Annotated in this window: 24 protein-coding genes; 23 read left to right on the top strand and 1 reads right to left on the bottom strand. The window is 65.9% G+C overall.

What is annotated here, in order from left to right:
* The first annotated feature begins 166 nt into the window (after positions 1 to 166).
* From atpB to EJL01_RS02075, 12 genes are all read left to right on the top strand, one after another.
* Entirely contained in the window at positions 167 to 964 is a 798-nt protein-coding gene (atpB, locus tag EJL01_RS02130) for a F0F1 ATP synthase subunit A (protein ID WP_125107365.1), read from the top strand.
* A gap of 104 nt (positions 965 to 1,068) precedes the next feature.
* The gene (atpE, locus tag EJL01_RS02125; protein ID WP_125106071.1) at positions 1,069 to 1,302 is read left to right on the top strand and encodes an ATP synthase F0 subunit C; all 234 of its coding nucleotides are present in this window, start codon (positions 1,069 to 1,071) and stop codon (positions 1,300 to 1,302) included.
* A gap of 11 nt (positions 1,303 to 1,313) precedes the next feature.
* On the top strand, positions 1,314 to 1,889 hold the full coding sequence (locus tag EJL01_RS02120; protein WP_193128256.1) for a F0F1 ATP synthase subunit B: 576 nt from the start codon (positions 1,314 to 1,316) through the stop codon (positions 1,887 to 1,889).
* Complete coding sequence (locus EJL01_RS02115; protein WP_125106070.1) at positions 1,889 to 2,680, top strand: F0F1 ATP synthase subunit delta; 792 nt, start codon at positions 1,889 to 1,891, stop codon at positions 2,678 to 2,680. The genes EJL01_RS02120 and EJL01_RS02115 overlap by 1 nt, the downstream gene beginning before the upstream one ends.
* A 45-nt stretch (positions 2,681 to 2,725) precedes the next feature.
* Positions 2,726 to 4,369: a F0F1 ATP synthase subunit alpha gene (atpA, locus tag EJL01_RS02110; RefSeq protein WP_125106069.1), complete on the top strand. Its 1,644-nt coding sequence runs from the start codon at positions 2,726 to 2,728 to the stop codon at positions 4,367 to 4,369.
* A gap of 26 nt (positions 4,370 to 4,395) precedes the next feature.
* Positions 4,396 to 5,292: a F0F1 ATP synthase subunit gamma gene (locus EJL01_RS02105; protein ID WP_125106068.1), complete on the top strand. Its 897-nt coding sequence runs from the start codon at positions 4,396 to 4,398 to the stop codon at positions 5,290 to 5,292.
* A 33-nt stretch (positions 5,293 to 5,325) separates the two neighbouring features.
* Positions 5,326 to 6,792, top strand: a complete 1,467-nt coding sequence (gene atpD, locus EJL01_RS02100; protein WP_125106067.1) for a F0F1 ATP synthase subunit beta — start codon at positions 5,326 to 5,328, stop codon at positions 6,790 to 6,792.
* Positions 6,793 to 6,795: 3 nt separating this feature from the next.
* Complete coding sequence (locus EJL01_RS02095) at positions 6,796 to 7,071, top strand: F0F1 ATP synthase subunit epsilon (RefSeq protein WP_125106066.1); 276 nt, start codon at positions 6,796 to 6,798, stop codon at positions 7,069 to 7,071.
* Positions 7,068 to 7,829, top strand: coding sequence for a YaaA family protein (locus EJL01_RS02090; protein ID WP_125106065.1), 762 nt, complete (start codon positions 7,068 to 7,070; stop codon positions 7,827 to 7,829). The genes EJL01_RS02095 and EJL01_RS02090 overlap by 4 nt, the downstream gene beginning before the upstream one ends.
* A gap of 111 nt (positions 7,830 to 7,940) precedes the next feature.
* Positions 7,941 to 8,744 carry a DUF5684 domain-containing protein gene (locus EJL01_RS13340; protein ID WP_125106064.1) on the top strand — a complete coding sequence of 268 codons (804 nt, stop codon included), beginning with the start codon at positions 7,941 to 7,943 and terminating at the stop codon, positions 8,742 to 8,744.
* Between the two features lie 117 nt (positions 8,745 to 8,861).
* Positions 8,862 to 9,944 carry a DUF4192 family protein gene (locus EJL01_RS02080; RefSeq protein WP_125106063.1) on the top strand — a complete coding sequence of 361 codons (1,083 nt, stop codon included), beginning with the start codon at positions 8,862 to 8,864 and terminating at the stop codon, positions 9,942 to 9,944.
* Positions 9,941 to 12,781: an FtsK/SpoIIIE domain-containing protein gene (locus EJL01_RS02075; RefSeq protein ID WP_164509691.1), complete on the top strand. Its 2,841-nt coding sequence runs from the start codon at positions 9,941 to 9,943 to the stop codon at positions 12,779 to 12,781. The genes EJL01_RS02080 and EJL01_RS02075 overlap by 4 nt, the downstream gene beginning before the upstream one ends.
* Here EJL01_RS02075 and EJL01_RS02070 read toward each other — a convergent pair.
* The gene (locus tag EJL01_RS02070; RefSeq protein ID WP_125106061.1) at positions 12,706 to 13,716 is read right to left on the bottom strand and encodes an asparaginase; all 1,011 of its coding nucleotides are present in this window, start codon (positions 13,714 to 13,716) and stop codon (positions 12,706 to 12,708) included. The genes EJL01_RS02075 and EJL01_RS02070 overlap by 76 nt on opposite strands.
* Before the next feature lie 86 nt (positions 13,717 to 13,802).
* On the opposite strand from EJL01_RS02070, the gene EJL01_RS02065 reads away from it, so the two are divergent.
* The 11 genes from EJL01_RS02065 to nusA all read left to right on the top strand — a co-directional run bounded on the left by EJL01_RS02065 (position 13,803) and on the right by nusA (position 25,615).
* Positions 13,803 to 14,915 carry a 1-deoxy-D-xylulose-5-phosphate reductoisomerase gene (locus EJL01_RS02065; RefSeq protein WP_125106060.1) on the top strand — a complete coding sequence of 371 codons (1,113 nt, stop codon included), beginning with the start codon at positions 13,803 to 13,805 and terminating at the stop codon, positions 14,913 to 14,915.
* Positions 14,916 to 14,952: 37 nt separating this feature from the next.
* Positions 14,953 to 16,287: a M50 family metallopeptidase gene (locus EJL01_RS02060; protein ID WP_206427663.1), complete on the top strand. Its 1,335-nt coding sequence runs from the start codon at positions 14,953 to 14,955 to the stop codon at positions 16,285 to 16,287.
* 71 nt (positions 16,288 to 16,358) lie between these two features.
* Positions 16,359 to 17,504 (top strand): flavodoxin-dependent (E)-4-hydroxy-3-methylbut-2-enyl-diphosphate synthase, encoded by a 1,146-nt coding sequence (gene ispG / locus EJL01_RS02055; protein WP_125106059.1) that lies wholly within the window; start codon positions 16,359 to 16,361, stop codon positions 17,502 to 17,504.
* Between the two features lie 55 nt (positions 17,505 to 17,559).
* Positions 17,560 to 18,558, top strand: coding sequence for an AAA family ATPase (locus EJL01_RS02050; protein ID WP_125106058.1), 999 nt, complete (start codon positions 17,560 to 17,562; stop codon positions 18,556 to 18,558).
* Positions 18,555 to 19,445, top strand: coding sequence for a DUF58 domain-containing protein (locus tag EJL01_RS02045; RefSeq protein ID WP_125106057.1), 891 nt, complete (start codon positions 18,555 to 18,557; stop codon positions 19,443 to 19,445). The genes EJL01_RS02050 and EJL01_RS02045 overlap by 4 nt, the downstream gene beginning before the upstream one ends.
* Positions 19,432 to 19,935, top strand: coding sequence for a hypothetical protein (locus tag EJL01_RS02040; protein WP_125106056.1), 504 nt, complete (start codon positions 19,432 to 19,434; stop codon positions 19,933 to 19,935). Before EJL01_RS02045 ends, EJL01_RS02040 begins: the two co-directional genes overlap by 14 nt.
* Positions 19,926 to 20,918: a vWA domain-containing protein gene (locus EJL01_RS02035; protein ID WP_125106055.1), complete on the top strand. Its 993-nt coding sequence runs from the start codon at positions 19,926 to 19,928 to the stop codon at positions 20,916 to 20,918. The genes EJL01_RS02040 and EJL01_RS02035 overlap by 10 nt, the downstream gene beginning before the upstream one ends.
* A complete protein-coding gene (locus EJL01_RS02030; protein WP_125106054.1) occupies positions 20,915 to 21,952 on the top strand; it encodes a vWA domain-containing protein in 1,038 nt (345 codons plus the stop codon). Before EJL01_RS02035 ends, EJL01_RS02030 begins: the two co-directional genes overlap by 4 nt.
* Positions 21,953 to 21,960: 8 nt before the next feature.
* Positions 21,961 to 22,761 (top strand): tetratricopeptide repeat protein, encoded by an 801-nt coding sequence (locus EJL01_RS02025; protein ID WP_164509690.1) that lies wholly within the window; start codon positions 21,961 to 21,963, stop codon positions 22,759 to 22,761.
* Positions 22,762 to 22,772: 11 nt separating this feature from the next.
* Positions 22,773 to 24,536, top strand: coding sequence for a proline--tRNA ligase (locus EJL01_RS02020; RefSeq protein ID WP_431834719.1), 1,764 nt, complete (start codon positions 22,773 to 22,775; stop codon positions 24,534 to 24,536).
* A gap of 50 nt (positions 24,537 to 24,586) precedes the next feature.
* A complete protein-coding gene (gene nusA / locus EJL01_RS02015) occupies positions 24,587 to 25,615 on the top strand; it encodes a transcription termination factor NusA (RefSeq protein ID WP_125106052.1) in 1,029 nt (342 codons plus the stop codon).

The raw sequence follows: 25,615 nt of genomic DNA, 5'->3' as shown, positions 1-25,615 counted from the left end.
AGTGTGTGGGCTGTGAATTGTTGCTACAGTAATTAAGTCGAAAAACGTCAGTGGCCGTTCACCTGGCACAGCGTCGAAGACATAGCCGTCAACCGCCGCACGATCGCGATTCTTGAGTCGTGCAACGAGACAGGAGACCCCTCTGTACGCTTCGGCCTTGAATCTGATGACGGGATTCTCGTTCACCTCCGGTGACGGAGGATTCCACGCGCCGAACATCGATGAGGAGCTCTTTCCTCCGGCGCTTCTGTTTGACGGGACTCCGTTCGAGATCAACCGGGTCATCCTCGTTCGTCTGATTGCGGTCGCAATTCTCCTGCTGCTGTTCTGGATCGCCCTCCGCCGGCCGAAGATCGTGCCGACGAAGTTGCAGTCGCTTGTCGAAATGGGCGTCGGCATGATCCGCGACGGTGTCGTGTTCGACATGCTCGGCGAGCGCATCGGCAAAAAGTACCTGCCGTACGTCCTCACGGTGTTCTTCGGTGTGCTGTTTATGAACATCACCGGCGTGATCCCGCTGCTCAACATTTCGGGTAACGCGCTGATGGGCATGCCGCTGGTACTCGCGATTTGCACGTACGTGGCCTTCATCTACGCGGGTATCCGCGAAGCTGGCGCGGGCACGTTCTTCAAGAACGCGCTCTTCCCGTCGGGTGTGCCGTGGCCGCTCTACATTCTGCTCACACCGATCGAGCTCGTGAACACCTTCGTGGTGCGTCCGCTTTCGCTCGCGCTGCGACTCATGCTCAACCTCATGGTCGGCCACTTGCTGCTCGTGCTCTGCTTCTCGGCGACCGCGTTCTTCTTCGGCATGCTGAACGTCTGGAGCACCATGGGCATCCTCACACTGTTTGGCGGCTTCTTCATGACGCTCGTCGAGCTCCTCGTTGCCGTGCTGCAGGCGTACGTGTTCGCTCTGCTCACCACGAGCTACATCCAGCTGTCGGTCGCCAAGGAGCACTAGCCACTCGGCTAGCGCACCGCGCGAACGATTCCCCAATGAATCTCAACTGAACACCGACTGATCGCTCCACCCTGGCGCGATTTTCCAACCGGAAGGAAACCCCTGTGGACAACACCACGCTCGCCGAGATTTCGGGCAACATTGCGACCGTTGGCTACGGCCTCGCAGCAATCGGCCCTGGTATCGGTATCGGTATCGTCGCCGGCAAGACCGTTGAGGCTATGGCTCGCCAGCCTGAGATGGCCGGTCGCCTGCAGACCACCATGTTCCTCGGTATCGCATTCACCGAGGTGCTCGCCTTCATCGGCATCGCAACCCCGTTCATCTTCGGTAACTAAGGCACTTCCAAATGGGCATCATGAACTACGGACCCGCCCTCGCGCAGGTCGGTGACGGGAACTCGTTCGGCTGGGACCCCAGCCTGCTGCTTCCCGCCAGCTACGACATCATCTGGTCGCTTGTCGTGCTCGTGGTGCTCCTGCTGTTCTTCTGGAAGTTCGTCCTTCCGCAGCTCAACCAGATGCTCGAGGAGCGGGCCGCCAAGATCGAAGGCGGCATCGAAAAGGCCGCCGCCGTTCAGGCTGAGGCTGACGCTCGTCGCGACGAGTACGAGAAGCTGCTGGCTGACGCCCGCACCGAGGCCGCAGAGATTCGCGAAAAGGCACGCGCCGAAGGCGAATCGATCAAGGCTGAGAAGAAGCAGGAGACTCAGAACGAGCTCGACCGCATGACGAAGTCGGCGAAGGAGCAGATCGAAGCGGAGCGCCAGTCGGCCATCGTTTCGCTGCGCCAGGAAGTCGGCACCCTCGCGATCGACCTCGCTTCGCGCGTCGTTGGAGAGAACCTCTCGGACGACCAGCGCTCCGCAGCGTACGTCGACCGCTTCCTCACTGACCTCGACGAGAAGGCTGAGACGAACCGCTGATGCGCACTGCAACCAAGCACGCCCTCGAAGCCGTCAAGCGCGAGGTCGACACGCTCACCGCTGCGGACGCTGACTCGGCGCGCAAGCTGTTCGACGTGGCGGAAACGCTCGCGTCGAACAAGCAGCTGGCCGTGGCGCTGGTTGACCGTAGTGCTGACGCGTCGGCCAAGCGCGCGCTGGCACGACGCGTGTTTGGCGAGCGCATCGGCATCGGCGCGAGCAACGTGCTCGACGCTGCGGTCAGCCAGAAGTGGCAGTCGGAGCAGCAGCTCGTGCAGGCCATCCAGGACGCCGGCATCCGCGCCGTCGCCCAGGTAAGCGGTGCACACGAGCGCATCGGCGCCGAGCTCGACCAGTTCCTCGAGACCATCTCGTCGAACGGTGAACTCGAACTCGCATTCGGCTCCCGCCTCGCGGATGGTCAGAGCAAGGTCACCCTGCTCGAACGACTGTTCGCCCGCAGCTTGAGCGCCGAGACCCTCGACGTTCTGCGATCGTTGCTGACCCTCCCGAGCTCACAGCGCATCCGTCGCCTTGCCGCGACCGCGCGCGAGAGCGTGGCGGACCAGGCTGGTCGGCAGGTCGCGATTGTTACGGTCGCCCGGGCCCTGCCCGAGGCACAGCTGGATCGCCTTCGCGTCGCGCTCACGAAACGCTTCGGCCACGATGTGGCCGTCAACCAGGTCATCGACCCCTCGGTAGTGGGCGGTATGCGTGTGGAATTCGGTGACGAAGTCATCGACGACACCGCCGCAGCACGCCTGAAGAATCTTCGCCTGCAGCTCGCCTAGCAGCGCATCGAACGCGGGGCGACGCCCCAACGACAAGGGAAGAACATGTCAGAACTTACGATTAACCCGGAGGAGATCCGCAGCGCGCTCAGCGACTTTGCGAACTCCTACCGTCCCCAGGGCGCCGAGGCTACCGAGGTCGGAACCGTCATCTCGGCGGCCGACGGTATTGCCCGCATCGAGGGCCTGCCCTCGACCATGGCCAACGAGCTGCTCCGCTTCGCCGACGGCACCCTCGGCCTCGCGCAGAACCTTGAAGAAGACCAGATCGGTGCCATTGTGCTCGGCCCGTTCGGCGGCATCGTCGAGGGCATGGAAGTCACCCGAACCGGCGAGGTCCTCTCGGTTCCGGTCGGCGAGGGCTACCTCGGCCGCGTTGTCGACCCGCTCGGCGCACCGATGGACGGCCTCGGCGAGATCACCGGTATCGAGGGCCGTCGAGCCCTCGAGCTCCAGGCTCCCGGCGTTATGGCCCGCCAGTCGGTTGAAGAGCCGCTCGAGACCGGCATCAAGTCGATTGACGCGATGATCCCGATCGGCCGTGGCCAGCGCCAGCTGATCATTGGCGACCGCCAGACGGGTAAGACCGCCATTGCGATCGACGCGATCATCAACCAGAAGGCGAACTGGGAGACCGGTGACCCCTCGAAGCAGGTTCGCTGCATCTACGTCGCCATCGGACAGAAGGGCTCGACCATTGCTTCGGTGCGCGGCGCGCTCGAAGAGGCCGGCGCCCTCGAGTACACGACTATCGTCGCGTCGCCCGCATCCGACCCGGCCGGCTTCAAGTACCTCTCGGCATACACCGGCTCGGCCATCGGCCAGCACTGGATGTACGGCGGCAAGCACGTGCTCATCGTGTTCGACGACCTGTCGAAGCAGGCCGAGGCCTACCGCGCCGTGTCGCTGCTGCTGCGTCGCCCGCCGGGCCGCGAGGCGTACCCGGGTGACGTCTTCTACCTGCACTCGCGCCTCCTCGAGCGTTGCGCGAAGCTCTCGGATGCGCTCGGTGCGGGGTCGATGACCGGTCTTCCGATCATCGAGACCAAGGCGAACGACGTCGGTGCGTACATCCCCACCAACGTCATCTCGATCACCGACGGCCAGATCTTCCTGCAGTCCGACCTCTTCCTCGCGAACCAGCGCCCGGCGGTCGACGTCGGTGTGTCGGTTTCTCGAGTTGGTGGTGCGGCCCAGCGCAAGCACATCAAGAAGGTTTCGGGCACGCTGAAGATCGACCTTGCGCAGTACCGCGACCTCGCGGCGTTCTCGATGTTCGCATCCGACCTCGACGACACGACCAAGCGTCAGCTCGACCGCGGTGCGCGCCTCACTGAGCTCCTCCGCCAGGGCCAGTACAGCCCGTACCCGATCGAAGAGCAGGTCGTTTCGATCTGGGCCGGCACCAACGGCAAGCTCGACAAGGTTGAGGTCTCGGACGTGCTGCGCTTCGAGCAGGAACTGCTCGACTACCTCAAGCGCAACACCGACGTGCTCGACCGTCTGCGCGCCTCGGGCAAGCTTGAGGATGAGACCATTGCGGCCATGGACAAGGGCATCGACGACTTCACCGCGAGCTTCCGTAGCTCCGACGGCAGGGGCATCGGCAAGCCCGGTCGCGAAGAATTCGACGCTGCGGAAGCCGAGGACGTGAACCAGGAGCAGATCGTCCGCGGTAAGCGCAAGTAGTCGGCGACGGGAGCGAGAGGAGAACCATGGGAGCACAGCTTCGCGAGTACCGAGCCCGCATTAAGTCGGCTCAGACGATGCAGAAGGTCACGAGTGCCATGGAGTTGATCGCGACTTCGCGTATCGCCAAGGCTCGTCGTCGAATGGAAGAGTCCAACCCGTACGCCCGGGCCGTGACGCAGGCGGTTTCGGCCGCCGCGACCTACGCCGACATCGATCACGTCCTGCTCAACGAGCACGACGAAGTCAAGCGCGCTGCGATCGTCGTATTTACGAGCGACCGCGGCCTCAACGGCGCCTTCTCGTCGGGTGTGTTGAAGGAATCCGAAGAACTGGCGACCATGCTGCGCGAGCAGGGCAAGGAAGTCGTGTTCTACCTTGTCGGACGCAAGGCGGTTGGCTACTTCACCTTCCGCCGACGCACGTTCGAGCAGGAGTGGACCGGCACGACCGAGAAGCCGGTCTTCGGCACCGCTAAGGAGATCGGTAAGGCGCTTGTCGAGCGCTTCACCGACCACCACACCACCGGTGGCGTGCAGGAAATCCACGTCATCTATAACCGCTTTGTCAGCATGGTGACCCAGGACCCCACCACGGTTCGCCTGCTGCCGCTCGAGGTTGTCGAGGGCGAAGCCGGCGAGTCCGGCATGGAAGACCTCTTCCCGCTCTACGACTTCGAGCCCGACCCGGCCTCCGTGCTTGACGCGCTGCTGCCGGTCTACATCGAGGCACGCCTGTTCAACGCCATGCTGCACTCCGCGGCAAGCGAGCAGGCCGCACGCCAGCGGGCAATGAAGGCAGCATCCGACAACGCCCAAGAATTGGTGCGTGACTACAGCCGGCTTGCCAACAACGCCCGCCAGGCTGAAATTACGCAGCAGATTAGCGAAATCGTGAGCGGCGCGGACGCGCTCGCTTCTTAACCCGCGCTGAACACGAAGAAAAGGACACCTCACATGACGACGAACGCGACGTTCGAACAGTCCTCGGCCCCTGCGGCCGCGGGCGTCGGTCGCATCGCTCGAATTACGGGCCCGGTGGTCGACATCGAGTTCCCGCACGACGCGATGCCCGGCATTTACAACGCCCTGAAGACGCAGGTCACCATGGGCGAGGAGAGCTTCGAGCTGACGCTCGAGGTTGCCCAGCACCTCGGCGATGACCTCGTCCGCGCCATTGCGATGAAGCCGACCGACGGTCTCGTCCGTGGCCAGGAGGTCATGGACACCGGCGGGCCAATCACGGTCCCCGTTGGCGACGTGACCAAGGGCAAGGTCTTCAACGTGACCGGTGACGTGCTCAACGGCTCGATGATCAACGAGCCGTACGAGATCACCGAGCGCTGGCCGATCCACCGCGAGCCGCCGGCATTCGACCAGCTCGAGTCGAAGACCGAGATCTTCGAGACCGGTATCAAGGTCATCGACCTCCTCACCCCCTACGTGCAGGGTGGAAAGATCGGCCTCTTCGGTGGTGCCGGCGTTGGCAAGACGGTGCTCATCCAGGAGATGATCACGCGTGTTGCACAGGACCACGGTGGTGTGTCAGTGTTCGCTGGCGTCGGTGAGCGTACCCGTGAGGGTAACGACCTCATCTACGAGATGGAAGACATGGGCGTGCTGGACAAGACCGCCCTTGTGTTCGGCCAGATGGACGAGCCGCCGGGGACCCGTCTGCGCATCGCGCTCACCGGCCTCACCATGGCCGAGTACTTCCGCGATGTGCAGAACCAGGACGTCCTCCTGTTCATCGACAACATCTTCCGCTTCACGCAGGCTGGTTCGGAGGTGTCGACCCTGCTGGGTCGCATGCCTTCGGCCGTGGGCTACCAGCCGAACCTGGCAGACGAGATGGGTCTGCTGCAGGAGCGCATCACCTCGACGCGCGGTCACTCGATTACGTCGCTCCAGGCCATCTACGTGCCTGCTGACGACTACACCGACCCGGCCCCCGCGACGACGTTTGCGCACCTCGACGCCACCACGGAGCTCTCGCGTGCAATTGCCTCGCGTGGTCTCTACCCGGCCGTCGACCCGCTGGCCTCGACCAGCCGCATCCTCGACCCGCAGTACGTCGGTGACGACCACTACCGTGTCGCGACCGCGGTGAAGCAGATTTTGCAGAAGAACAAGGAACTCCAGGAGATCATCGCGATTCTCGGTGTTGACGAGCTCTCTGAAGAAGACAAGATCACCGTGTCGCGCGCACGCCGCATCCAGCAGTTCCTCTCGCAGAACACCTACACCGCGATTCGCTTCACCGGTGTCGAGGGTTCGACCGTGAGCATCAAGGACTCGGTGGAGGGCTTCGACGCGATCGTTCGCGGCGACTTCGACCACGTTGCTGAGCAGGCGTTCTTCAACGTCGGCGCGATCTCGGACGTGGAAGAGAAGTGGGCCCAGATGCAGAAGGAAATGAACTAGCGCATGGTCAACTCCGCAAACCAGCTGCACGTGACCGTCGTTTCGGCGACGGCCACCGTGTGGGAAGGCCAGGCGAGCCAGGTCATCGCCCGCACCGTCGAAGGTGAGATCGGCATTCGTGCCGACCACACCCCGGTGCTCGCGATCCTTGCCGATGGCAAGGTGCGCGTGACCACCGCCGAGGGCAAGCAGATCCACGCGCACGCGGCGGATGGCTTCCTTTCGGTGGCGAACAACGTGGTGACCGTCGTCGCCGGTGAGGCCTCCATTACCGAGTGACCTCGTCATTCCTCGTGCTATTGCCGCCGTCCGAAACCAAATCGGACGGCGGCAATCGCCGTCTCAGCAAGAAACTCCACTGGCCCGAGCTCGAGCCGGTGCGTGCGAACGTGCGCGAAAGCCTGTTGCAGCTTGCCCATGGCTCACCCGACGCCGCGCGCTCGGCGCTCAAGATCTCGCCGAAGCTCGCTGAGACTGAGCTCGAGCGCAATCGCGCCCTCGACGATGCGCCGCGCAAACCCGCGATCGAGCGGTACACGGGCGTGCTCTACGACGCCATCGCCGCCGAGACACTGTCGACCGAGGGCCGGGCCTGGGTCGAGCGCCACGTCGCCATCCATTCCGCGTTGTATGGACTGATCATGGCAGGCGACCCGATCGCGGCCTACCGGCTGTCCCACGACTCCAGACTGCCCGGGGCACCCCTCAAGCAGCGCTGGCGCACGCACATCGCCACCGCGCTGCGGGCGCATCGGGGGCCCATCCTCGACCTCCGCTCGAAGGGGTACGTCGGTTTGGGGCCGCTCGACCACGGGGCCGACCGTGCTTGGGGTGACGTGAAGGAACGTCTTGACGACGGCTCGACTCGCTCGCTCAATCACTTCAACAAGCAGAACAAGGGCCTGCTCATCCGGGCCATGGCCGAGCGCTTCGCTGGCGAGGCCGAGCCGACCTCGCTCGCCGAGGTGATGGATGCACTCAGTTCGTTCGCGAGCTGGGAACGACGCGCCGTCGGAACCCTCGACGTCGTCCGTTGATGGAGCGGACGTCGTACCCGAGTTGTGACTTTGCGCATTGGTGCGCTTCGCGCGAGGTTGCCGCGTTAAGGTCTTGACGTATCTCTCATCTCGCACATTAGGAGCGAATCAATGTACGACTACCACTATGCCGCCTCGTTTGGCGTGGGGACGATCATCATCGGTCTCGTCATCGGCTTGCTCAGCTACGCCATTACCGCCTTCTTCCTCATGAAGGTATTTGAGAAGATGAACATCGAGGGTTGGAAGGCTTGGGTGCCCATCTACAGTCAGTGGGTGCTCCTCGAGGCCGGTGGCAATCCTGGCTGGATTTCCCTGGCTTTCCTCGTCAGCTGGATTCCCTTCCTCGGGCAGCTTGCCGCCATCGCCGCCGTTGTGTTCCTCGCGATTTCGATCTACCGCATCGGCATCGGCTTCAACAAGGAGGGCGCCTGGGTCGTCCTCTGGATCTTCCTGCCTATCGTCTGGCTCGCCATCGTGGCATTTGACAGCTCGAAGTGGCGCGGCCTGCCCGATGGCAAGGTTGCGGGCCCCTCGGCAGCCGGCGCGAACCGGGGCGTTCAGCCCTACTCGACTGTGGGCTACCAGCAGCCCGGTGGCTACGCGCAGCAGCCGGGGTCGTACCCGGCACAGCCCCCGCAGCAGGGGTATGGTCAGCAGCCCGGTTACAGCCAGCAGCCGAATCAGTACGGCCAGCAGGCCGCCCAGCCGAACCAGTACGGCCAGCAGCCCACGCAGGGTGGCCAGCAGCAGAACCCTTATAGTCAGCAGCCCGGCCAGTCGGGCCAGCCGAACCAGTACGGTCAGCAGGCAGGCACGCCGGGTCAGACAGGCACGAACGGCGTCTCCGACAACCCGTACGGAGGGTCGAACGAGAACCCTTACGGCGGCGACTACAACCGCAATAACTCCTAGGAACCGTCAAGGTTCGCGATCGGGGGAGTTCTCCACAGATCGTGGCCCCGCGGAGTAATCCACGGATTCTCTGGACCCGTCAGCGCACAGCTGGCGGGTCCTTCTAGCTTGAGCGGCATGACCTCTCCACGCATCCTCACTTCGATCCACGAAGTCCTCCGCACAATCCCCGAAGTGCTCGGCTTTACGCCGACCGAATCCCTCGTCGTCATTCCCTTTAGCGGCGGCCCGAGCAGCGCCATGATCCGCGTCGACCTGCCGCAACCGGCGGGCGACGACGCCGAACACTTCAGCCATGCCGTGCTCGAGCACGTGCTTCGCCTGGGTGACGTCGAGCGTGTGTTCTTCGCCGTCTTCACCTCGAAGGCCCACGCCGGCGAGATCGCGCCATACACGATCGAACTCGAGACACTCGCACGACAGTCGAGGCGACTCGGACTCCACATCGTGGGTGGCGCCTGCGTCGCGGGTGACGCGTGGTCGGAGTACTGGGGCGCACGCGGTGGTCCCCGCGACGAGGTGGTGTCAGCGCTGGCGCCGGTGATCCCCGCCGACGTGTCCGAGGCGACCGAGATCGCTTCAGCGCCCGAAGAGGCCAGGTCGCGCGTCGAAGAGCTGCTCGCAGAACACGCCCGACTCGCCGAGATCACCGACGACGAAGTGCTGTGCGCGTGGAACCTCTACCTCGACGGCGCGCGGTGGCTCGACCCTGAGTACGAGCCGATCCTCGTAGCCCTCGTCAGCCGTGGCCTGCGTCGGCTCCGCACCCTCGAACTCATCGTCGCGAACGGCGCGCTCGGCAGCGAGATCTGCGAGCGCGTCGAGGCGATTTGGCTCGACCTCGCCGAAAACATGCCCGAGGCCGAACTAACGGGGCTCACCGAAGTGTTCGCGGACTTCATTCCGGCCGACCTGGCACGAGTCGATCGGGCGATCAGCGCGCTGCGCAGCATCGCGAGCCACGTCAGCGAGCGTGAGGCTCGTGGCGCGCTGGCCGCCCTGGCCTGGTTGACCTGCCTCGCGGGGCGCGCCTCGATCGCGAGTGAATACGCGCGCAGGGCGCTGCGTGCGGGCCATCATGCCCTCGCCGCCCAAGTGCTTGAGCGTATCGACCAGGGGTACGTGCCCGGCTGGGTCGTCGGCTCCGGATGCGCTGGCCCCGGTCGCTACAGCGAGCTCGACGACTCGGTACCCGAATGACCCTGCTCTCGCACGTTGCCGAAACCCCGGCCGAGCAGCAGGAGGTCGCGCTGGTCCTCCCCGAACTCCCGAAACGCGACCGTCCGAACGGCTTCCCGTATGTGATGGTGTTGGCCCCGATTGTGATCGCCGGGGTGCTCTTCGCCGTGCTGCAGAGCCCCTATGTGCTGATCTTTGCGGTATTTGGCCCGGTGCTCGGCATCGCGAATGTGATCGACCAGCGGGTGGGTGGGCGTCGGCGGTACCGTCGTGCGCTGCGGGAGTACGAGGGGGAGGTTGAGCGGTGCCTCGTTCAGGCCGAGGCCGCGCACGAGCGCATCCGCATGCGGGCTCGTATCGCGGCGCCGGTGCCGGAGGACATCGTCCGGGGCGCACGTGTCAACGGCCCTGGAGTCGCCCTCGGCACGACATCCGTCCGCGGCGAATTACGCACGAGCGGCGCGAACGCCGAACTCGCGACTCGGGTCACGACCACCCCGGGTATGCCGGTCGTCGTCGAAACGCGCTGCGTCGTTCTCGCCGGAGCGGCTCCGGGACTCCTCGCCCTCGCGCGAGCTGCACTGGTCGGGCTGCTCGCGACCGATCTGCAGGCACGGGTCGCCGTCGCCGGGCAAGCCCTCGGGCCGCTTCGTTCCGAGCTGGCGGCTATCGGTGTCGAACTCGCCGGTTGCGCCGATGCCGACCTGATCCTGGCAACGCACGAACCTCGAGACGTCGGCGACCGCGTATGGCTCCAGCTCGAGGCGGATCACTCCGCGACGCTCGTTGATGCCTCGGGCGTCGTAACTCGCATCGTGCCAGCCCAACTCGGCGCGCCCCAGCTTCGGGCGTGGCTGCCGACGGTGGTTGCAGCACAGGACTCTCGCCGGCGGGCAGAACAGCTCCTGCCGAGCAGCATTGGGCTCGGCGACCTCGCAGCAGCGGCGGGCCACACGGGCGCCGCGACGTTCCTCCTCGACTCGCAGGGCCCGCGAAGCGTCGATCTGATCAGCGACGGTCCACATGCGGTCATCGGTGGCACGACCGGCAGCGGCAAGAGCGAGCTGCTCGTCGCGTGGGCCGTGGCCCTCGCCTCCCAGCACAGCAGCGCTGAACTCACCCTGCTCTGCCTCGATTTCAAGGGCGGCGCCACCTTCGATGCGCTGGCATCGCTGCCACACTGCGCCGGCATCGTAACTGACCTCGACGGAGACGACGCGGTGCGGGTCAGCGAGAGTCTGCGCGCCGAGCTTCGACGTCGCGAGCAGTGGCTGCGTGACCACGAGCTGCGCGAGCTCCCTGCCGAGGGCATCGCGGGCATGAGTCGGCTCGTTGTGCTGATCGACGAATTTCAGGCGCTCATCGGCGCGCATCCGCAGTTGCAGGAGTTGATCGCCGATGTCGCAGCACGGGGCAGGAGCCTTGGCATCCACCTCGTGCTCTGCACCCAGCGACCCACCGGAACGTTTCGTGAAGAACTGCTCGCGAACTGTTCGCTCCGCATCTGTCTGCGCGTCGAGCAGGCCAGCGATTCGCAAACGCTCCTCGGCAACACCGATGCCGCCAATATTCCGGCCGCTCAGCGAGGTCGCGCGTGGCTGCGCGTCGGCGGCACGAACTCGCTCGTGCAGGTCGCGATGGTGAATCAGCCACTCATCGAGAGGATCGCTCGAGACGAGTGTGCGCGGCTTGCGCGTGCGGGCGCCCCGACTCCCCATGCCGTCTGGCATCCACCGCTTCCGAGCGTGCTGCCGGTGGTCGAGTCGCCGCTGAGACGGCCAGACGAACTTGTTCTCGGTGAACTCGATCTGCCAGCGCAGCAGCTTCGTCGCCCGGCATCCTTGCTCGCGGGAGAACAACTGTTCGTGCTCGGTGCAGCGGGCTGCGGTCGCACCTCGGCGCTCGAGACCCTCGCCGCGGCCGCTCGACGGGCCGCATGGGAGGTTGTGCGCGTGCCGCCTGACGCCGAGGGAGCGTGGGACTCGATCGAGCGGCTCGCTGATGGTGGGGAAGGCGTCCCACGACGTCGACTCGTCGTGATCGACGACCTCGACGCCATCGAGCAGCGCCTCGGTGACGAGCATCGTGCGGCGCTGCTCGATCGGGTGCACGCCCTCGTGCGGGGCGGGTCAGAACGGGCCACGAGCATCGTCGTGTCGGCACGGCGGTGCGGAGGTCAGCTGCTGCGCATCCAGCAGCAATGCAATCAGACGCTGCGGCTCGCGCACGTCACGCGCAATGACTGGATTTTGCAGGGTGGCGAGCCCGCAGACTGGCAGCCGAACTGGCCGCCGGGGCGCGGCAGGCTCGGCCGTGACCTCGTGCAGGTCGCGGTTGTTGAGGCCACGCCAGCGTTCGAGTCGGCGTCGCCTCGCTGGGAACCGTTCGAGATAGCAACGGCGGGAGCCGCCATCGTCGCCCGCCGCTGCGCACCGATTGCGCAGGCATTCGAACAGCACATAGTGGCGGTGAACGCTCCGCCGACAGCGGCCACGCTGCGTGAACAGGGCCTCGGCGACGCGAGCTACCTCGGCGACGTAGAGCAGTGGCTCGGTGCCTATGGCTCGCTCGCACGAGTCGCTGAGCACCGTGACATCGCCATCATCGGCATCACACCCGGTGAATGGCGGAGCCTCTTTCGGGCAGACCCGCTGCCGCCGGCAGTGCGCGACCTCGCCACGCGCGGATTCCTGCGAGCGCCGGACGGCTCGGTGCGGCGGCTCCAGGTGCGCGACGGCGTGCCGATCGCTGTTGAGGTGCCGGCCGCGCCGCAGGTCAGCGACTACAAGGTGCTGGGAACATCCTTGCCCAGCATGATGCTGCCGACCGGTTGTCTGCCGCCGAGTACCTCGAGGTGAAGCGCTGGCAGCACGCGCTGGGCACCCTCAGCGTCGATGCTGCCGGCGGCGAGCAACAGTTGCAGCGCGACGAGCATGCCGGCTCGGTTTGAGCCGTCGAGCATCTTCACCGCGACCGAGGTGCCGTCGGGTGCAACGAGCACCTGGAGCCCCTCGGCACCCGACTTCGCAAACACGCCGAGCTGTTCCATCACGACCGAGTCAGCGCGACCGGCACCCTGAATCGTCCAGGGGTGCTCGAGCTGCGCCCGCCAGATCTTTGCGGCGTTGCGGAAGATGGCAAAAGGCGAGCTTGACTGCGCCGTCGCGAACCGCGACATCGCGCGGGCCAGGCCGGTGAGGGAAATGGCAAATACGGGGGCGCCGCAGCCGTCGACGCCGGTGGCGCGAATCTGCTCACCTGAGAACCGAGCCACGGTCTGGGCCACGAGCTGTTGCAGGGGGTGGTCGGGCTGCAGGTACGTCTCGACGGGCCACTCGGCGGCGCGGCAGGCCGCCAGGAAGCCGGCGTGCTTGCCCGAGCACTCCATGTAGACCGAGGCGGAGGCTTCGCCCGAACGGATGAGGGAGTCGCGACTCGCCCGATCAAGCGGCCACGCCGGCGGGCACTGCAGGGCCCGCTCGTCGAGCGCAGCGCGCCCGAGCACATCCCGCACCAGCGCGACGTGACCCGGGGTGCCGATGTGGCTCGCGCAAGCGATCGCGAGGTGCTCGCCATCGAGCTCCGCGCCGGCCTCAAGCGACGCGAGCGTCTGCAGGGCCTTGAGCGTCGAGCGCGCGAACACGGGGGAGGCGGGGCTGCCAAGCTCGTAGAGCAACTCGCCCTCACGGCCGACGACGACCGCGCTGCCGAGGTGCCGAGACTCGACAAAACCATTGCGCGAGACCACCGCCAATTCGGCTGCGCTGTCTCCCGTGAACGTAGCCGTGGTCATCGCCGCACCTCTCGCGTCTGCTGTATCGCTCCAACCTGGCCATGTTACGCACAAGCCGCCGCCGGTGACGGTCTACCTTGGGGACTATGCCTGATCTCAGACGCGTCCTCGTGCTCGGTTCGACCGGGTCCATCGGCACCCAGTCCCTCGACATCGCGCGTGCGAACCCCGATCATTTTCGGATCGTCGGGCTGAGCGCCGGCCAGAATCGCGAGCAGCTCGCTGCGCAGGCCGCGGCGTTTGGCCTTGAAAGCTCGGCGACAGCGCTCGGCGCCGAAGACGCGGAGCGTCTCGTGCGCGACGTTGAGGCCGACGTCATCGTGAATGGCATCACGGGCTCGGTGGGGCTCGGCCCGACGCTGGCGGCCCTCGAAACGGGCACCACCCTGGCGCTCGCCAACAAAGAGTCGCTCATCGTCGGGGCACCCCTCGTACGCCAGGTCGCGCGCCCCGGACAGATCGTGCCCGTTGACTCGGAGCACTCCGCGATCGCCCAGTGCCTCGCGGGCGGCACCCGCGGTGAGGTGTCTCGACTCGTGCTCACGGCGTCCGGCGGCCCATTCCGCGGGCGCACCCGTGCCGAGCTTGAGGAGGTCACCCCGGCCGACGCGCTCGCGCACCCGACCTGGGACATGGGCCGCGTGGTCACGACCAATTCTGCGACGCTGGTGAACAAGGGCCTCGAGATGATCGAGGCGAACCTGCTGTTCGACGTGCCGTTCGAGCGCATCGACGTGGTTATCCACCCGACTTCGATGGTGCACTCGATGGTGGAGTTCTCCGACGGGGCGACGATCGCGCAGGTCTCGAACCCCGACATGAAACTTCCCATCGCCCTCGCGCTCGACTGGCCGCGCCGAATCCCCGGCGCCGTCGCACCGATACGGTGGGGCGACCCGGACTTCGAGCAGACCTGGACGTTTTCGGCACCCGACCACGAGAACTTTCCCGCCCTACGGCTCGCGCGCCGCGTCGGTGAGGCAGGCGGAGCACATCCGGCAGTGTTCAACGCCGCGAACGAGGTCGCCGTCGACGCGTTCCATGACGGTGCCCTGTCGTTCCTTGGCATCGTCGACACGGTGGGCGAAGTGGTCGACACCTATGCGGCAGAACCCGGCCCCGTGACCCGAGAGTCCCTGGCCCGCGCAGAAAGCTGGGCACGCGAGTCCGCGAGGCAGCGCATCCTGCACCGCGCCTAAGCTCGCTCTCAAGCCTGCGGCGCTAGGCTTGCCGCTCGTGACTGGAATCGTGCTCTTCGTCGTTGGCATTCTCGCGGCCGTTCTCGGGCTCGGGATTTCCATCGCCCTGCACGAAGTCGGCCACCTGTTCTTCGCGAAGCGATTCAACGTGCGCGTGCCGCAGTACATGATCGGCTTCGGGCCGACGCTCTGGTCATTCAAGCGCGGCGAAACCGAGTATGGCTTCAAGCTGCTCCCGCTCGGCGGCTACATCTCGATGATCGGCATGTACCCGCCCGAACCCGGCAACACGGCGAAGGCCGCCGGCACGGGCATGTTCAGTCGACTCATTCAGGACGGCCGCGAGGCGAGCGCTGAGACCATCATGGTCGGCGAGGAAGACCGGACGTTCTACCGCCTGCCAGTGTGGAAGCGCCTGCTGATCATGTTCGGCGGGCCGATCATGAACTTCGTGCTCGCGGCGATCATCTTCTCGATCGTCGCGGTTGGTTTCGGTGTCTACCAGCCGACTACGAGGGTCGGCGATGTCTACGAGTGCGTCGTGCCCGCCGGCAGCGAGACGTCGGCCGACGAGTGTGACGAACCCGCGCCGGGCGCAGCCGCGGGCCTGCTTCCCGGTGACACGATCACCGCGCTGAACGGTTCGCCGCTGAGCGGCTGGGACGAACTGCAGAGCACGATCCGCGTTTCGGCGGATGTGCCACTCACTCTCACGGTCGAGCGCGGCGACGAGACGCTTGACCTCACCGTGACGCCGCGTCCGAACGAGATCTACGTCACCGACCCCCAGACCGGTCAGGTGGTCGAGGATGACAACGGCAACCCGATCACCGAAACGGTCGGATTCGTCGGCTTCACGGCGGTGAGCGCGCGTCAGCAGCAAGACCTCACCTTCGTGGGGGAGATGTACTGGGACAACCTCACCAGCGTCGCCAACGTGATCGTGACGATGCCGGAGCGGGTCGTGCAGATGTTCCAAGCCGGGTTCCTCGGCGCTGAGCGCGACCCCTACGGTCCCATGAGCGTCGTCGGTGTGGGCCGCATCACGGGCGAGGTGGTCTCGATGGAAGACACGCCGGTGCTTGATCGGGTCGCCACGGTGCTCTCGATCGTCGGCTCGCTCAACGTGATGCTCGGCGTGCTCAACCTCGTGCCGCTGCCGCCGCTCGACGGCGGGCACATCGCGGCCGCGCTCTGGGACGGGCTGCGCCGCTGGTGGGCGCGTCTGCGCGGCAAGCCAGACCCGGGCCCGTTTGACGCGGCGAAGCTGCTGCCCGTCACGATGGTGATGGCGACCGTGCTCATCCTCATCGGCGCGCTGTTCATCTTCACCGACATCGTGAACCCGATCAGCCTGTTCTCTTCGCCCTAACGAGCGGCGTGATCGCTGATAGAGCAATCGGGAATACCGCGGTCGAAGGCGCTCCCGCGTAAACTGGCGATGTGCCTGCAGTAAATCTCGGACTTCCCAGCGTCCCCTCCGTCATCACCCCGCGCCGCAAGACTCGCAAGGTCAAGCTCGGCTCGACGTTCGTTGGCGGCGACGCGCCCGTCTCGGTGCAGTCGATGACAACGACGCCGACCACCGACATCAACGCGACGCTGCAGCAGATCGCCGAGCTCACGGCATCGGGCTGCGACATCGTGCGCGTCGCGGTGCCGAGCCGTGACGATGCCGAGGCGCTGCCGATCATCGCGAAGAAGAGCCAGATTCCGGTCATCGCCGACATCCACTTCCAGCCGAACTACGTGTTCCAGGCCATCGACGCCGGCTGCGCGGGCGTGCGCGTGAACCCGGGCAACATCCGCAAGTTCGACGACAAGGTGGGCGACATCGCGAAGGCGGCGAAGGACGCCGGGGTTGCGCTGCGCATCGGCGTGAACGCGGGTTCGCTCGAGCCGTCGCTGTTGCAGAAGTACGGCAAGCCCACCGCAGAGGCGCTCGTCGAGTCGGCGGTGTGGGAGGCGAGCCTCTTCGAAGAACACGACTTCCACGACTTCGGCATTTCGGTGAAGCACAACGACCCCGTCGTCATGGTGCGTGCCTACCGCATGCTCTCCGAGCGCGGCGACTGGCCGCTGCACCTCGGCGTGACCGAGGCCGGCCCGGCGTTCCAGGGCACGATCAAGTCGGCCGTCGCCTTCGGCTCGCTACTGTCCGACGGCATCGGCGACACGATTCGCGTGTCACTTTCGGCACCGCCGGTCGAAGAGGTCAAGGTCGGCCTGCAGATCCTGCAGTCGCTCAATCTGCGCCAGCGTCGCCTCGAAATCGTCTCGTGCCCGTCCTGCGGTCGCGCTCAGGTCGACGTTTACACGCTCGCCGACTCGGTGCAGGAAGGGTTGAAGCACCTCACGGTGCCGATCCGTGTCGCGGTCATGGGTTGCGTCGTCAACGGACCCGGTGAGGCCCGCGAGGCCGACCTCGGTGTCGCCAGCGGGAACGGCAAGGGCCAGATCTTCGTCAAGGGCGAGGTCATCAAGACAGTGCAGGAAGACCAGATCGTCGAAACGCTCATCGCGGAAGCCGAGCGTATCGCGGCGGAGATGCCGTCGGATGTGCAGGGCACGCCCGAAGTCATCGCCTAGTTCTGCTTCGGGGCCGACTTCGGTTTGACGCAGTCGCGAGCGAGGGCTGCGTACGATGGCCTGCATGACTGCCTCCCGCATCACCCACGACGATCTCGCAAGAGCGTACGACCTCACCGGCAGGATCGGCACCGCACTTGAAAGTCGGGTGGTGGGGCAGGACCGCCTACGGCAGACGCTGCTCATCGGCTTGCTAACGGGCGGCCACGTGCTGCTCGAATCCGTGCCAGGTCTCGCGAAGACGACGGCGGCAGAAACGCTCGCTGCGGCGCTCGACGGAGAATTTCGGCGCATCCAGTGCACTCCCGACCTGCTGCCGAGCGACATCATCGGCACGCAGGTCTACGACGCGGTCGAGGCCCGCTTCGAGACCCGGCTCGGCCCAGTGCACGCGAACGTCGTGCTGCTTGACGAGATCAACCGTTCGAGCGCGAAGACCCAGTCGGCGATGCTCGAGGCGATGCAGGAGCGTCAGACCACAATCGGCGGCAAGCGTTACCCGCTGCCCGACCCGTTCCTCGTGATCGCCACGCAGAACCCGATAGAGCAGGAGGGCACCTACGTGCTCGCCGAGGCGCAGCTCGACCGCTTCATGCTCAAGGACGTGCTCGACTACCCGCAGCCGCACGAGGAGGCCGAAGTGCTGCGCCGCATCGACGCGGGCGTGTTCCTCGACCATCCGGCGCCCGTGGCCTCGCTCGAGGAGGTCCTGGAGTTACAGGAGCTCACGCGTCGGGTCTACGTCGACCCGGCGATCACCGAGTACATCGTGTCGATCGCCTATGTCACCAGGCACGTCGACCAGTACCTCGACCCCGACGTCGCGCGCCTGGTCGAGGCGGGCGTCTCGCCGCGTGCGTCGATCAACTTCACCGCGGGTGCCCGTGCGGTCGCGCTGCTGCAGGGCCGCGACCACGTGATCCCCGAGGATGTGCGCTCGCTCGCATACCGCGTCCTGCGCCACCGCGTGCTGCTCGGCTTTGAGGCCGAGGCGACCGGCGTTCGGCCCGAGCAGGTCATCGACGCGATCCTGCAGGCGGTTCGTACCCCGTGACCGAAGAGGCACTGCTGACGCGCGTCAAGACCAAACTCTTTCTGCGGTCTCGGCGACGTGCGACGCACCTGCTTGAGGGCCAGTACGCGGCGATGCATCGCGGTCGCAGCATGGACTTCGATGACCTGCGCGAATATGAGCCGGGCGACGAGGTGGCCGACATCGATTGGAACGCCTCGGCACGCTCTGGTACGACGCTCGTGCGCCGCTGGGCCGACGAGCGGCGCAACCGCGTCTGCTTCGTCATGGATTCGGGCCGAAACATGGCCACCGGCTCGACCGGCGGCGACCCGAAGCGTGACATCGCGATCATGGCGGCCGGTGCGCTCGGCTACATCGCGCAGCGCCATGGCGACGAAGTCGCCTTCATCAGCGGCAACGCCGACGGGATCCAGCAACTTCCGTTTCGCGCGACCGAGGGGTCGCTCGAGCGCGGTCTTCGGGCCGCGAGCGCACCGATCGCGGTTGATGGCGCCCGCAGCGACGTGATCAGCTTGCTCGAGCGCGCCCGCGTCACGCTCAAGCAGCGGATGTTCGTGGTGGTCATCGCCGATGAACTGCGGCTGGATGAGCGGCTGCGTGAGCAGCTCGGCGCGCTTTCGGCCGCGCACCAACTCGTGTGGATCGAGGTCGGCGATGGCGACCCCATCGGGCGCGGTGGGCAAGCCACCAGCTTTGACGTCGACGGCGGCTGGGAGATGCCACGCACGCTCGCTCGCTCTCCGAAGCTGCGCCGAGAGCTTGACGCCGCCATGGCCGAGCGCGCCCGCGAACTGCGCACCGAGCTCGAGCGCCGAGGCGTGTCGCATACGCGCATCGAGCGCGTCGATGGCGCAGTGCCGGCGCTGCTCGAACTCCTACGAGTGAGGCAGCATGCCCGGATTTGATTTCGCGAGCGCCACCACGCCGCCCGAGCTGCCGGGCGAGGTGCTGCCGCTCGTCGGCTACAGCGCGTTTTGGCTTTGGCTTGGCATCGGGTTCATCGCGCTCGTTGTTGTCTACTACCTGCTCGTGTGGGTGTTTACCCGCGACCCTTCGCGCACGAACGAAGCTGAGCACGACGAGACCATCGATGTGGACGCCGCTCGGGCCCAGGCATTCGCGCGGGTCGATACCATCGAACGACAGGCCAGCTCGGGTGAACTCGACGATCGCTCCGCCTACGAGCAGCTCAGCGCGACCATGCGCGAGTTCGTGGCCGAGGCCACCGGCGTTCCCGCCGACCACATGACCCTGGCCGACCTCTCGCGCACACAGCTGCAGGGCACGACGAGAACGGTGGCGCAGCTCTACCCGGGTATCTTCGCGCCCGAGGCGCAGCGTGATGTAGCGGCGGCAACACGAGATGCGAGGGCGGTGATTTCGGGATGGAACTAGCATTCTGGTGGTTGCCCATCGCCGTAATCGTGGTGCTGATCGCGGTGATTGCCGCGGGGTGGTGGCTCGGCCGGCGCCGAACGGCCGGCCGAGCAATCGCGAATTCCTGGCGCGTGACCGAGCTGCCTGGTTATCGAACGGCACTCGCCCGGTCTGGCCTGTTCATTGGCGTCACCGCCGTGGTGCTCGCCCTCGTGCTCGCGACCGGTACCGTTGCGGCGGCGCGCTGGGTCTACACGCGAGTCGAGACTCCCGAGAAATACAACCGCGACATCGTGCTCTGCCTGGATGTGTCGGGGTCGATGACTGAGTACGACGCCGACGTGATTGATCGCTACCTCGAAATGCTGCCCGGCTTCGAGGGCGAACGCATGTCGCTCGTGCTCTGGAACTCGTCCGCGGTGCCTGTCTTCCCGCTCACCGACGACTATGCGTTCGTCGAAGACCAACTCAAGACGGTACGGGACGCCATGAAGTCCGGCACGGGGTCCGCGGTGTATACGAGCGGAACGCTTACCCGGCCCGGCGCCTCGCTCGTCGGCGACGGCCTCGCCTCGTGCGTCATGCAGTTCCCGGGGGCCGAGCCGTCCTCCACCGAACCGCCGGTTGACGACGGCCGCTCGAGGTCGATCATTCTCGCCACCGACAACGTCGTGAACGGGGCCCCGACCGTGTCGCTCGAGCAGGCGGCCGCGTACGCCCGCGACAACTTCATCACGGTGTTCGGTCTGGACGCGAACGAGTACCGAGACGCCTTCGCGGCCGAGTACGAGGGCGTCATGACCGAGTACGAGTTCCCGTACTTCCCACTCACCGCGGAGGACTCGGTCGACGAGATCGTGGACACGATCACGAGCGAGCAGACGAGCAAGATTCAGGGCGCTCCGCAGCTCTACGTCATCGACCGCCCCGAGTTCTGGCTGTGGGGACTGCTCATCGGTATTCCGGTGTTCCTCGTGTGCGCGAGGAGGCTGCGCATATGACCTGGGATCCCATGCTCCCGCCGTGGCTCCTCGTGGTCATCGCGGCGCTGCTGGTCGGCTACGTCGGTTTCGCGGCCGTCCGCGCGCCCGCGCGGGCCCGGCTGATGTGGCTCGGTCGCCTGGTGATGGTGCTCGCGCTCGTGGGAGCCCTCGCACGCCCGGGCATCGGCACCTACTCGGCGAACGTCGCGAACGATGCGGTCGACGTCGTGTTTGTCGTCGATACTTCAGCGTCGGTCGGGGCGGAAGACTGGGGGAGTACCGCGGTGCGGCTTGAGGGCATGAAAGACGACATCAAGAAGCTCGCCGCGGATCACCCAGGGGCCCGCTTCGCCATGATCACCTTCAATTCGGTCGCCTCGCAGCGATTGCCGTTCACGAGCGATGCGACGGCGCTGCAGGAGGCGGTCGACCTGCTGACGCCGGAAGATGGCTTCTATGCGATGGGCTCCTCACCCACGATTGCGGCCGACCTCCTGCACGACGTGCTGCAGGATGCGGTCGAGGCCGACCCTGAGGGCGAGCGCGCCCGCGTCGTCTACTACCTCGGTGATGGCGAAGACACGCTCGGCAGCGATGCCAACGACTTCTCGGAATCCGCGGGACTCGTGCAGGGCGGCAGCGTGCTCGGTTATGGGACGAAGGCCGGCGGAAAAGTGCGAGCTTATGACACCTATGGCCGCAACTACACCGACTACCTCTATGACTACGGCACCTATGAGCCGGGAGTCTCGAAGATCGACGAGGAGACGCTCGACGGCATCGCGCAGCAGCTGCGGGTGAGCTACCAGCACCGCGACGCAAACTCGGAACCCGAGGCGGCGCAAGTCGATGTGCGCCGCGGCACGTTGGCACCCGAGGCCGCCAACCGCATGAGCTTCCCGGTCTACTGGGTGTTCGCGCTGGTCATTGTCGGGTGGTTGCTCGTTGAGAGCTTCCTGCTCGTGCGCGCCGGGCGAGAGGTGCGCGATGCGCTGGGCGAGCAGGAGCGGCGCGAGGATGCGCGTGCCGTCGGGGCGGGTGACGACGTATGAGTGACGAGATGAACGACTTTGTGAGCGACCGCACGGTGCGTCACCAGCGAAAGCAGAAGGTGCAGGACCCCGCGATCTCAGCGGCGCGTCGGCGCAGGCGACTTCGCCGTCGCCTCATGCTGTGGAGCCTGCCGTTCTCGATCGCCTTGCTGTTGGTGTCGGCAAAGCTCATTTCGCAGCACGCGATCGCCCAGACCGCGCTGAGCCAGTATTCGCAGGCCGAGTATGAGGGCTCGCTGAATACCTCCGGCCAGCTGAAGTTTGCCAATGTCGTCGAGCCGTGGAAGCCCTTCTACAACATGGGCACGAACTACCTGCGACTGGATGCACTGGCCGAGGCACAGGAGCAGTTCCACTCGGCCCTCGATCTGGCGAGTCCCAGCGAGCAGTGCCCGATTCGCGCGAACCTCGCGATCGCGATCGAGCGCGAGGGCGATGTCGCGCTCGAGGCGGAGGACGCCGAAACCGCCATTGCGAAGTATCAGGAGGCGTTGACCGTACTCGATGAGGCAGACGTGAGCTGCGAGTTCTCGACCTCGAACCGCTCGATCACCGACAGCGACGCCCGCATCACCGAGAAGCTCGAAGAACTCGAGCAGCAGCGGGAGCAACAGGAGCAGCCGCAGGACGGCGGCGACGGCTCCGATAGCCCTGGCGGTGAAAGTGATGGCGGCACCGAGACGCAACCCGACCCGGACGCGCTCGACGAGCTCGAGAACGGGCTCGGCGACAATCAGCAGGATCGTCAGAACGACGTCGAGGACGAAGAGGGCGGTTACGGGCAGAGCCAGCCCGATCAACCCTGGTAGCGCGGGGTACGATGGCCGACGTGATCCAACGTCTGTCGAACTACTTCCTTCGCACGCTCCGCGACAACCCGGCCGACGCCGAGGTCGCGAGCCACCGCCTCCTCGTTCGCGCCGGGTACATCCGACGTCAGGCACCGGGTATCTTCGCCTGGCTGCCGATCGGGTTGCGTGTTCGCCGACGCGTTGAGGCGATCATCCGCGAAGAGCTCGCGGCTGCCGGCGCGCAGGAGATGCTCTTCCCGGCGCTGCTGCCGCAGGAGTTTTACGAGGCCACGGGCCGTGTCGACGACTATGGCGACGGGATGTTCCACCTCTCCGACCGCAAGGACGCCGAGATGGTGCTGGCGCCGACGCACGAGGAGGCCTTCACGCTCGCGGTGAAGGACCTGTTCTCGTCGTATAAGGATCTCCCGATCACGATCTATCAGATCCAGGACAAGTACCGCGACGAGGCCCGGCCCCGAGCCGGCATCCTGCGCGGCCGCGAGTTCACCATGAAGGACGCCTACTCGTTCGACTGGAACGATGAGGGGCTCGACGCGAGCTACCAGGCGCAGCGCGATGCGTACGAGCGCATCTTCCGCCGCCTCGGGCTCGACTACGTCATCGTCGCGGCCGACTCGGGCGCCATGGGCGGATCGAAGTCGGAGGAATTCCTCCACCCGACCGAAATCGGCGAGGACACCTTCGTGCGCACCGCTGACGGCAGCTACGCCGCGAACGTCGAGGCGTACACGGCGACTCCGGCCGAACCTCGTGACGCGTCGAGCGACCCCGCCGTCGAGGTGTTCGACACCCCGAACGCGGGCACGATCACCGCGATCTGCGAACTGGAAAACATCACCGGCGATGCCACGTTGAAAAACCTCGTCGTCGCGCTCACCGACCACGAGGGCAAGCGTGAGCTCGCCATCGTTGGCCTGCAGGGCGACCGCGCGGTCGACATGAAGCGCCTCGAGATCGCCTTCGCGCCGCGGGAGGTTGAGGCGGCGACGGAGGACGACCTTAAGGCGCATCCCGAGCTGGTCCGCGGCTACATCGGCCCGTGGAAGGACGGCGAGCAGTTTCTCGGCGAGGGCTCGACCACCGGCATTCCGTACTTCCTCGACACCCGCATCGGCGACGGCTCAACCTGGGTCACGGGCGCCAACACCAACGAGAAGCACGTTCGACACCTGGTGTACGGTCGCGACTTCGTCGCTGACGGACGAGTCGAGGCGGCCGAGGTGCGCGACGGCGACCCGGCTCCCGGCGGGCTCGGCCCCATCACCGCCGAACGCGGCACCGAGATCGGTCACGTATTCCAGCTCGGACGTAAGTATGCCGAGGCGCTCGGCGCGAAGGTTCTCGACCCGAACGGCAAGCAGGTCGTCGTGACGATGGGTTCCTACGGCATCGGCGTGACGCGCAACCTCGCGCTCGTGGCCGAGCAGAATCACGACGAGCGCGGTCTCATCTGGCCCGAGGAACTCGCCCCGTTTGACGTGCACGTCATCGCCACTGGCAAGGGCGAGGTGCCGCTGCAGGTGGCCACCCAGCTCGCGGAAGGCGCCGAGGCAGCTGGTCTCGAGGTGCTCTTCGACGACCGTCCGAAGGAATCGCCCGGCGTGAAGTTCGGCGACGCCGAGCTCATCGGCATTCCGTGGATCCTGATCGCGGGCAAGACGGCAGCAGACGGCATCGTCGAACTCTGGAACCGACGGAGCAACGAACGGACTCAGGTTTCGATCGACGAGGCAATTCCCGCGCTGCTGGCAGCCCGTGCGGTAAGATAATCGTTTCCGGCGAGTAGCCGGCACCCAAATCTGAATACGGAGGAGAGCCCATGAAGATCGATCCTGCAGTGCTGAGAACACTCGAGCGGGAACGGGAAATCCCCTTCGACGAACTCGTCGAGATCCTCGAGCAGGCCATCTTCGCCGCGTACGTGAAGCACGCGACCGCGGAAGCCGGCAAGGACACTCCGCCCGAGGGCTCGCGCGTCAACCTCGACCGTCGCACTGGCGAGGTCACCATCGTTGAGCCGCAGTACAACGACGAGGGCGAGGTAATCGGCGAGGCCCTTCTGCCCGCCGAAGACTTCGGCCGCATCGCCGCCTCGGCAGCGAAGCAGGTCATCACGCAGCGGATGCGCAACATCGACACCGACAAGGTGCTCGGGGAGTTCCGTGGTCGCGAGGGCGACATCGTCAACGGCGTCATCCAGCAGGGTGACGACCCGAAGATGGTGCGCATCGAGATCGCCCCCGGTGTCGAGGCCATCATGCCGCCCGAGGAGCAGGTGCCGGGTGAGGACTACCGCCACGGTCGCCGCATCCGCGTGTTTGTGACCAAGGTGGAGCGCGTTGAGCGCGTAGGGCGTGGCACCCGCAGCGCACGCATTACGGTTTCGCGAACCCACCCGCAGCTTGTGCGAAAGCTCTTTGCGAACGAGGTTCCCGAGATCGCCAACGGCATGGTCGACATCGTCGCGGTTGCTCGCGAGGCTGGTCATCGCTCCAAGGTCGCCGTGCGCGCCACCGAGCCGGGCTTCAACGCGAAGGGTGCCTGCATCGGCCCGCTCGGCGCTCGCGTGCGTGCCGTCACCAACGAGCTCGATGACGAGAAGATCGACATCGTCGACTACTCGAACAACCTCTCCGACTTCGTGGCGAACGCACTGAGCCCGGCAAAGGTTTCGAGCTCGTTCGTACTCGACCCGAAGACGAAGGCAGTGCGTGTGCTCGTTCCCGACTTCCAGCTGTCGCTCGCGATCGGCAAGGAAGGACAGAACGCCCGCCTCGCGGCGCGCCTCACCGGAGCTCGGATTGACATTCAGCCCGACAGCGTGATGGAAGACCCCGACGAGTCATAG

It is taken from the genome of Gulosibacter massiliensis, from assembly GCF_900626105.1.
Lineage (GTDB): Bacteria > Actinomycetota > Actinomycetes > Actinomycetales > Microbacteriaceae > Gulosibacter > Gulosibacter sediminis.
Note: the sequence above shows the minus strand (reverse complement) of the source record. Positions and strands in the feature narration are given on the sequence as shown.

Coding starts and splice junctions, on each gene's coding strand:
- atpB (WP_125107365.1), top strand. CDS start 167: ATGACGGGATTCTCGTTCACCTCCGGTGACGGAGGATTCCACGCGCCG.
- EJL01_RS02120 (WP_193128256.1), top strand. CDS start 1,314: ATGGGCATCATGAACTACGGACCCGCCCTCGCGCAGGTCGGTGACGGG.
- EJL01_RS02115 (WP_125106070.1), top strand. CDS start 1,889: ATGCGCACTGCAACCAAGCACGCCCTCGAAGCCGTCAAGCGCGAGGTC.
- atpA (WP_125106069.1), top strand. CDS start 2,726: ATGTCAGAACTTACGATTAACCCGGAGGAGATCCGCAGCGCGCTCAGC.
- EJL01_RS02105 (WP_125106068.1), top strand. CDS start 4,396: ATGGGAGCACAGCTTCGCGAGTACCGAGCCCGCATTAAGTCGGCTCAG.
- atpD (WP_125106067.1), top strand. CDS start 5,326: ATGACGACGAACGCGACGTTCGAACAGTCCTCGGCCCCTGCGGCCGCG.
- EJL01_RS02095 (WP_125106066.1), top strand. CDS start 6,796: ATGGTCAACTCCGCAAACCAGCTGCACGTGACCGTCGTTTCGGCGACG.
- EJL01_RS13340 (WP_125106064.1), top strand. CDS start 7,941: ATGTACGACTACCACTATGCCGCCTCGTTTGGCGTGGGGACGATCATC.
- EJL01_RS02080 (WP_125106063.1), top strand. CDS start 8,862: ATGACCTCTCCACGCATCCTCACTTCGATCCACGAAGTCCTCCGCACA.
- EJL01_RS02075 (WP_164509691.1), top strand. CDS start 9,941: ATGACCCTGCTCTCGCACGTTGCCGAAACCCCGGCCGAGCAGCAGGAG.
- EJL01_RS02070 (WP_125106061.1), bottom strand. CDS start 13,716: ATGACCACGGCTACGTTCACGGGAGACAGCGCAGCCGAATTGGCGGTG.
- EJL01_RS02065 (WP_125106060.1), top strand. CDS start 13,803: ATGCCTGATCTCAGACGCGTCCTCGTGCTCGGTTCGACCGGGTCCATC.
- EJL01_RS02050 (WP_125106058.1), top strand. CDS start 17,560: ATGGCCTGCATGACTGCCTCCCGCATCACCCACGACGATCTCGCAAGA.
- EJL01_RS02040 (WP_125106056.1), top strand. CDS start 19,432: ATGCCCGGATTTGATTTCGCGAGCGCCACCACGCCGCCCGAGCTGCCG.
- EJL01_RS02035 (WP_125106055.1), top strand. CDS start 19,926: ATGGAACTAGCATTCTGGTGGTTGCCCATCGCCGTAATCGTGGTGCTG.
- EJL01_RS02030 (WP_125106054.1), top strand. CDS start 20,915: ATGACCTGGGATCCCATGCTCCCGCCGTGGCTCCTCGTGGTCATCGCG.
- EJL01_RS02025 (WP_164509690.1), top strand. CDS start 21,961: ATGAACGACTTTGTGAGCGACCGCACGGTGCGTCACCAGCGAAAGCAG.
- EJL01_RS02020 (WP_431834719.1), top strand. CDS start 22,773: ATGGCCGACGTGATCCAACGTCTGTCGAACTACTTCCTTCGCACGCTC.
- nusA (WP_125106052.1), top strand. CDS start 24,587: ATGAAGATCGATCCTGCAGTGCTGAGAACACTCGAGCGGGAACGGGAA.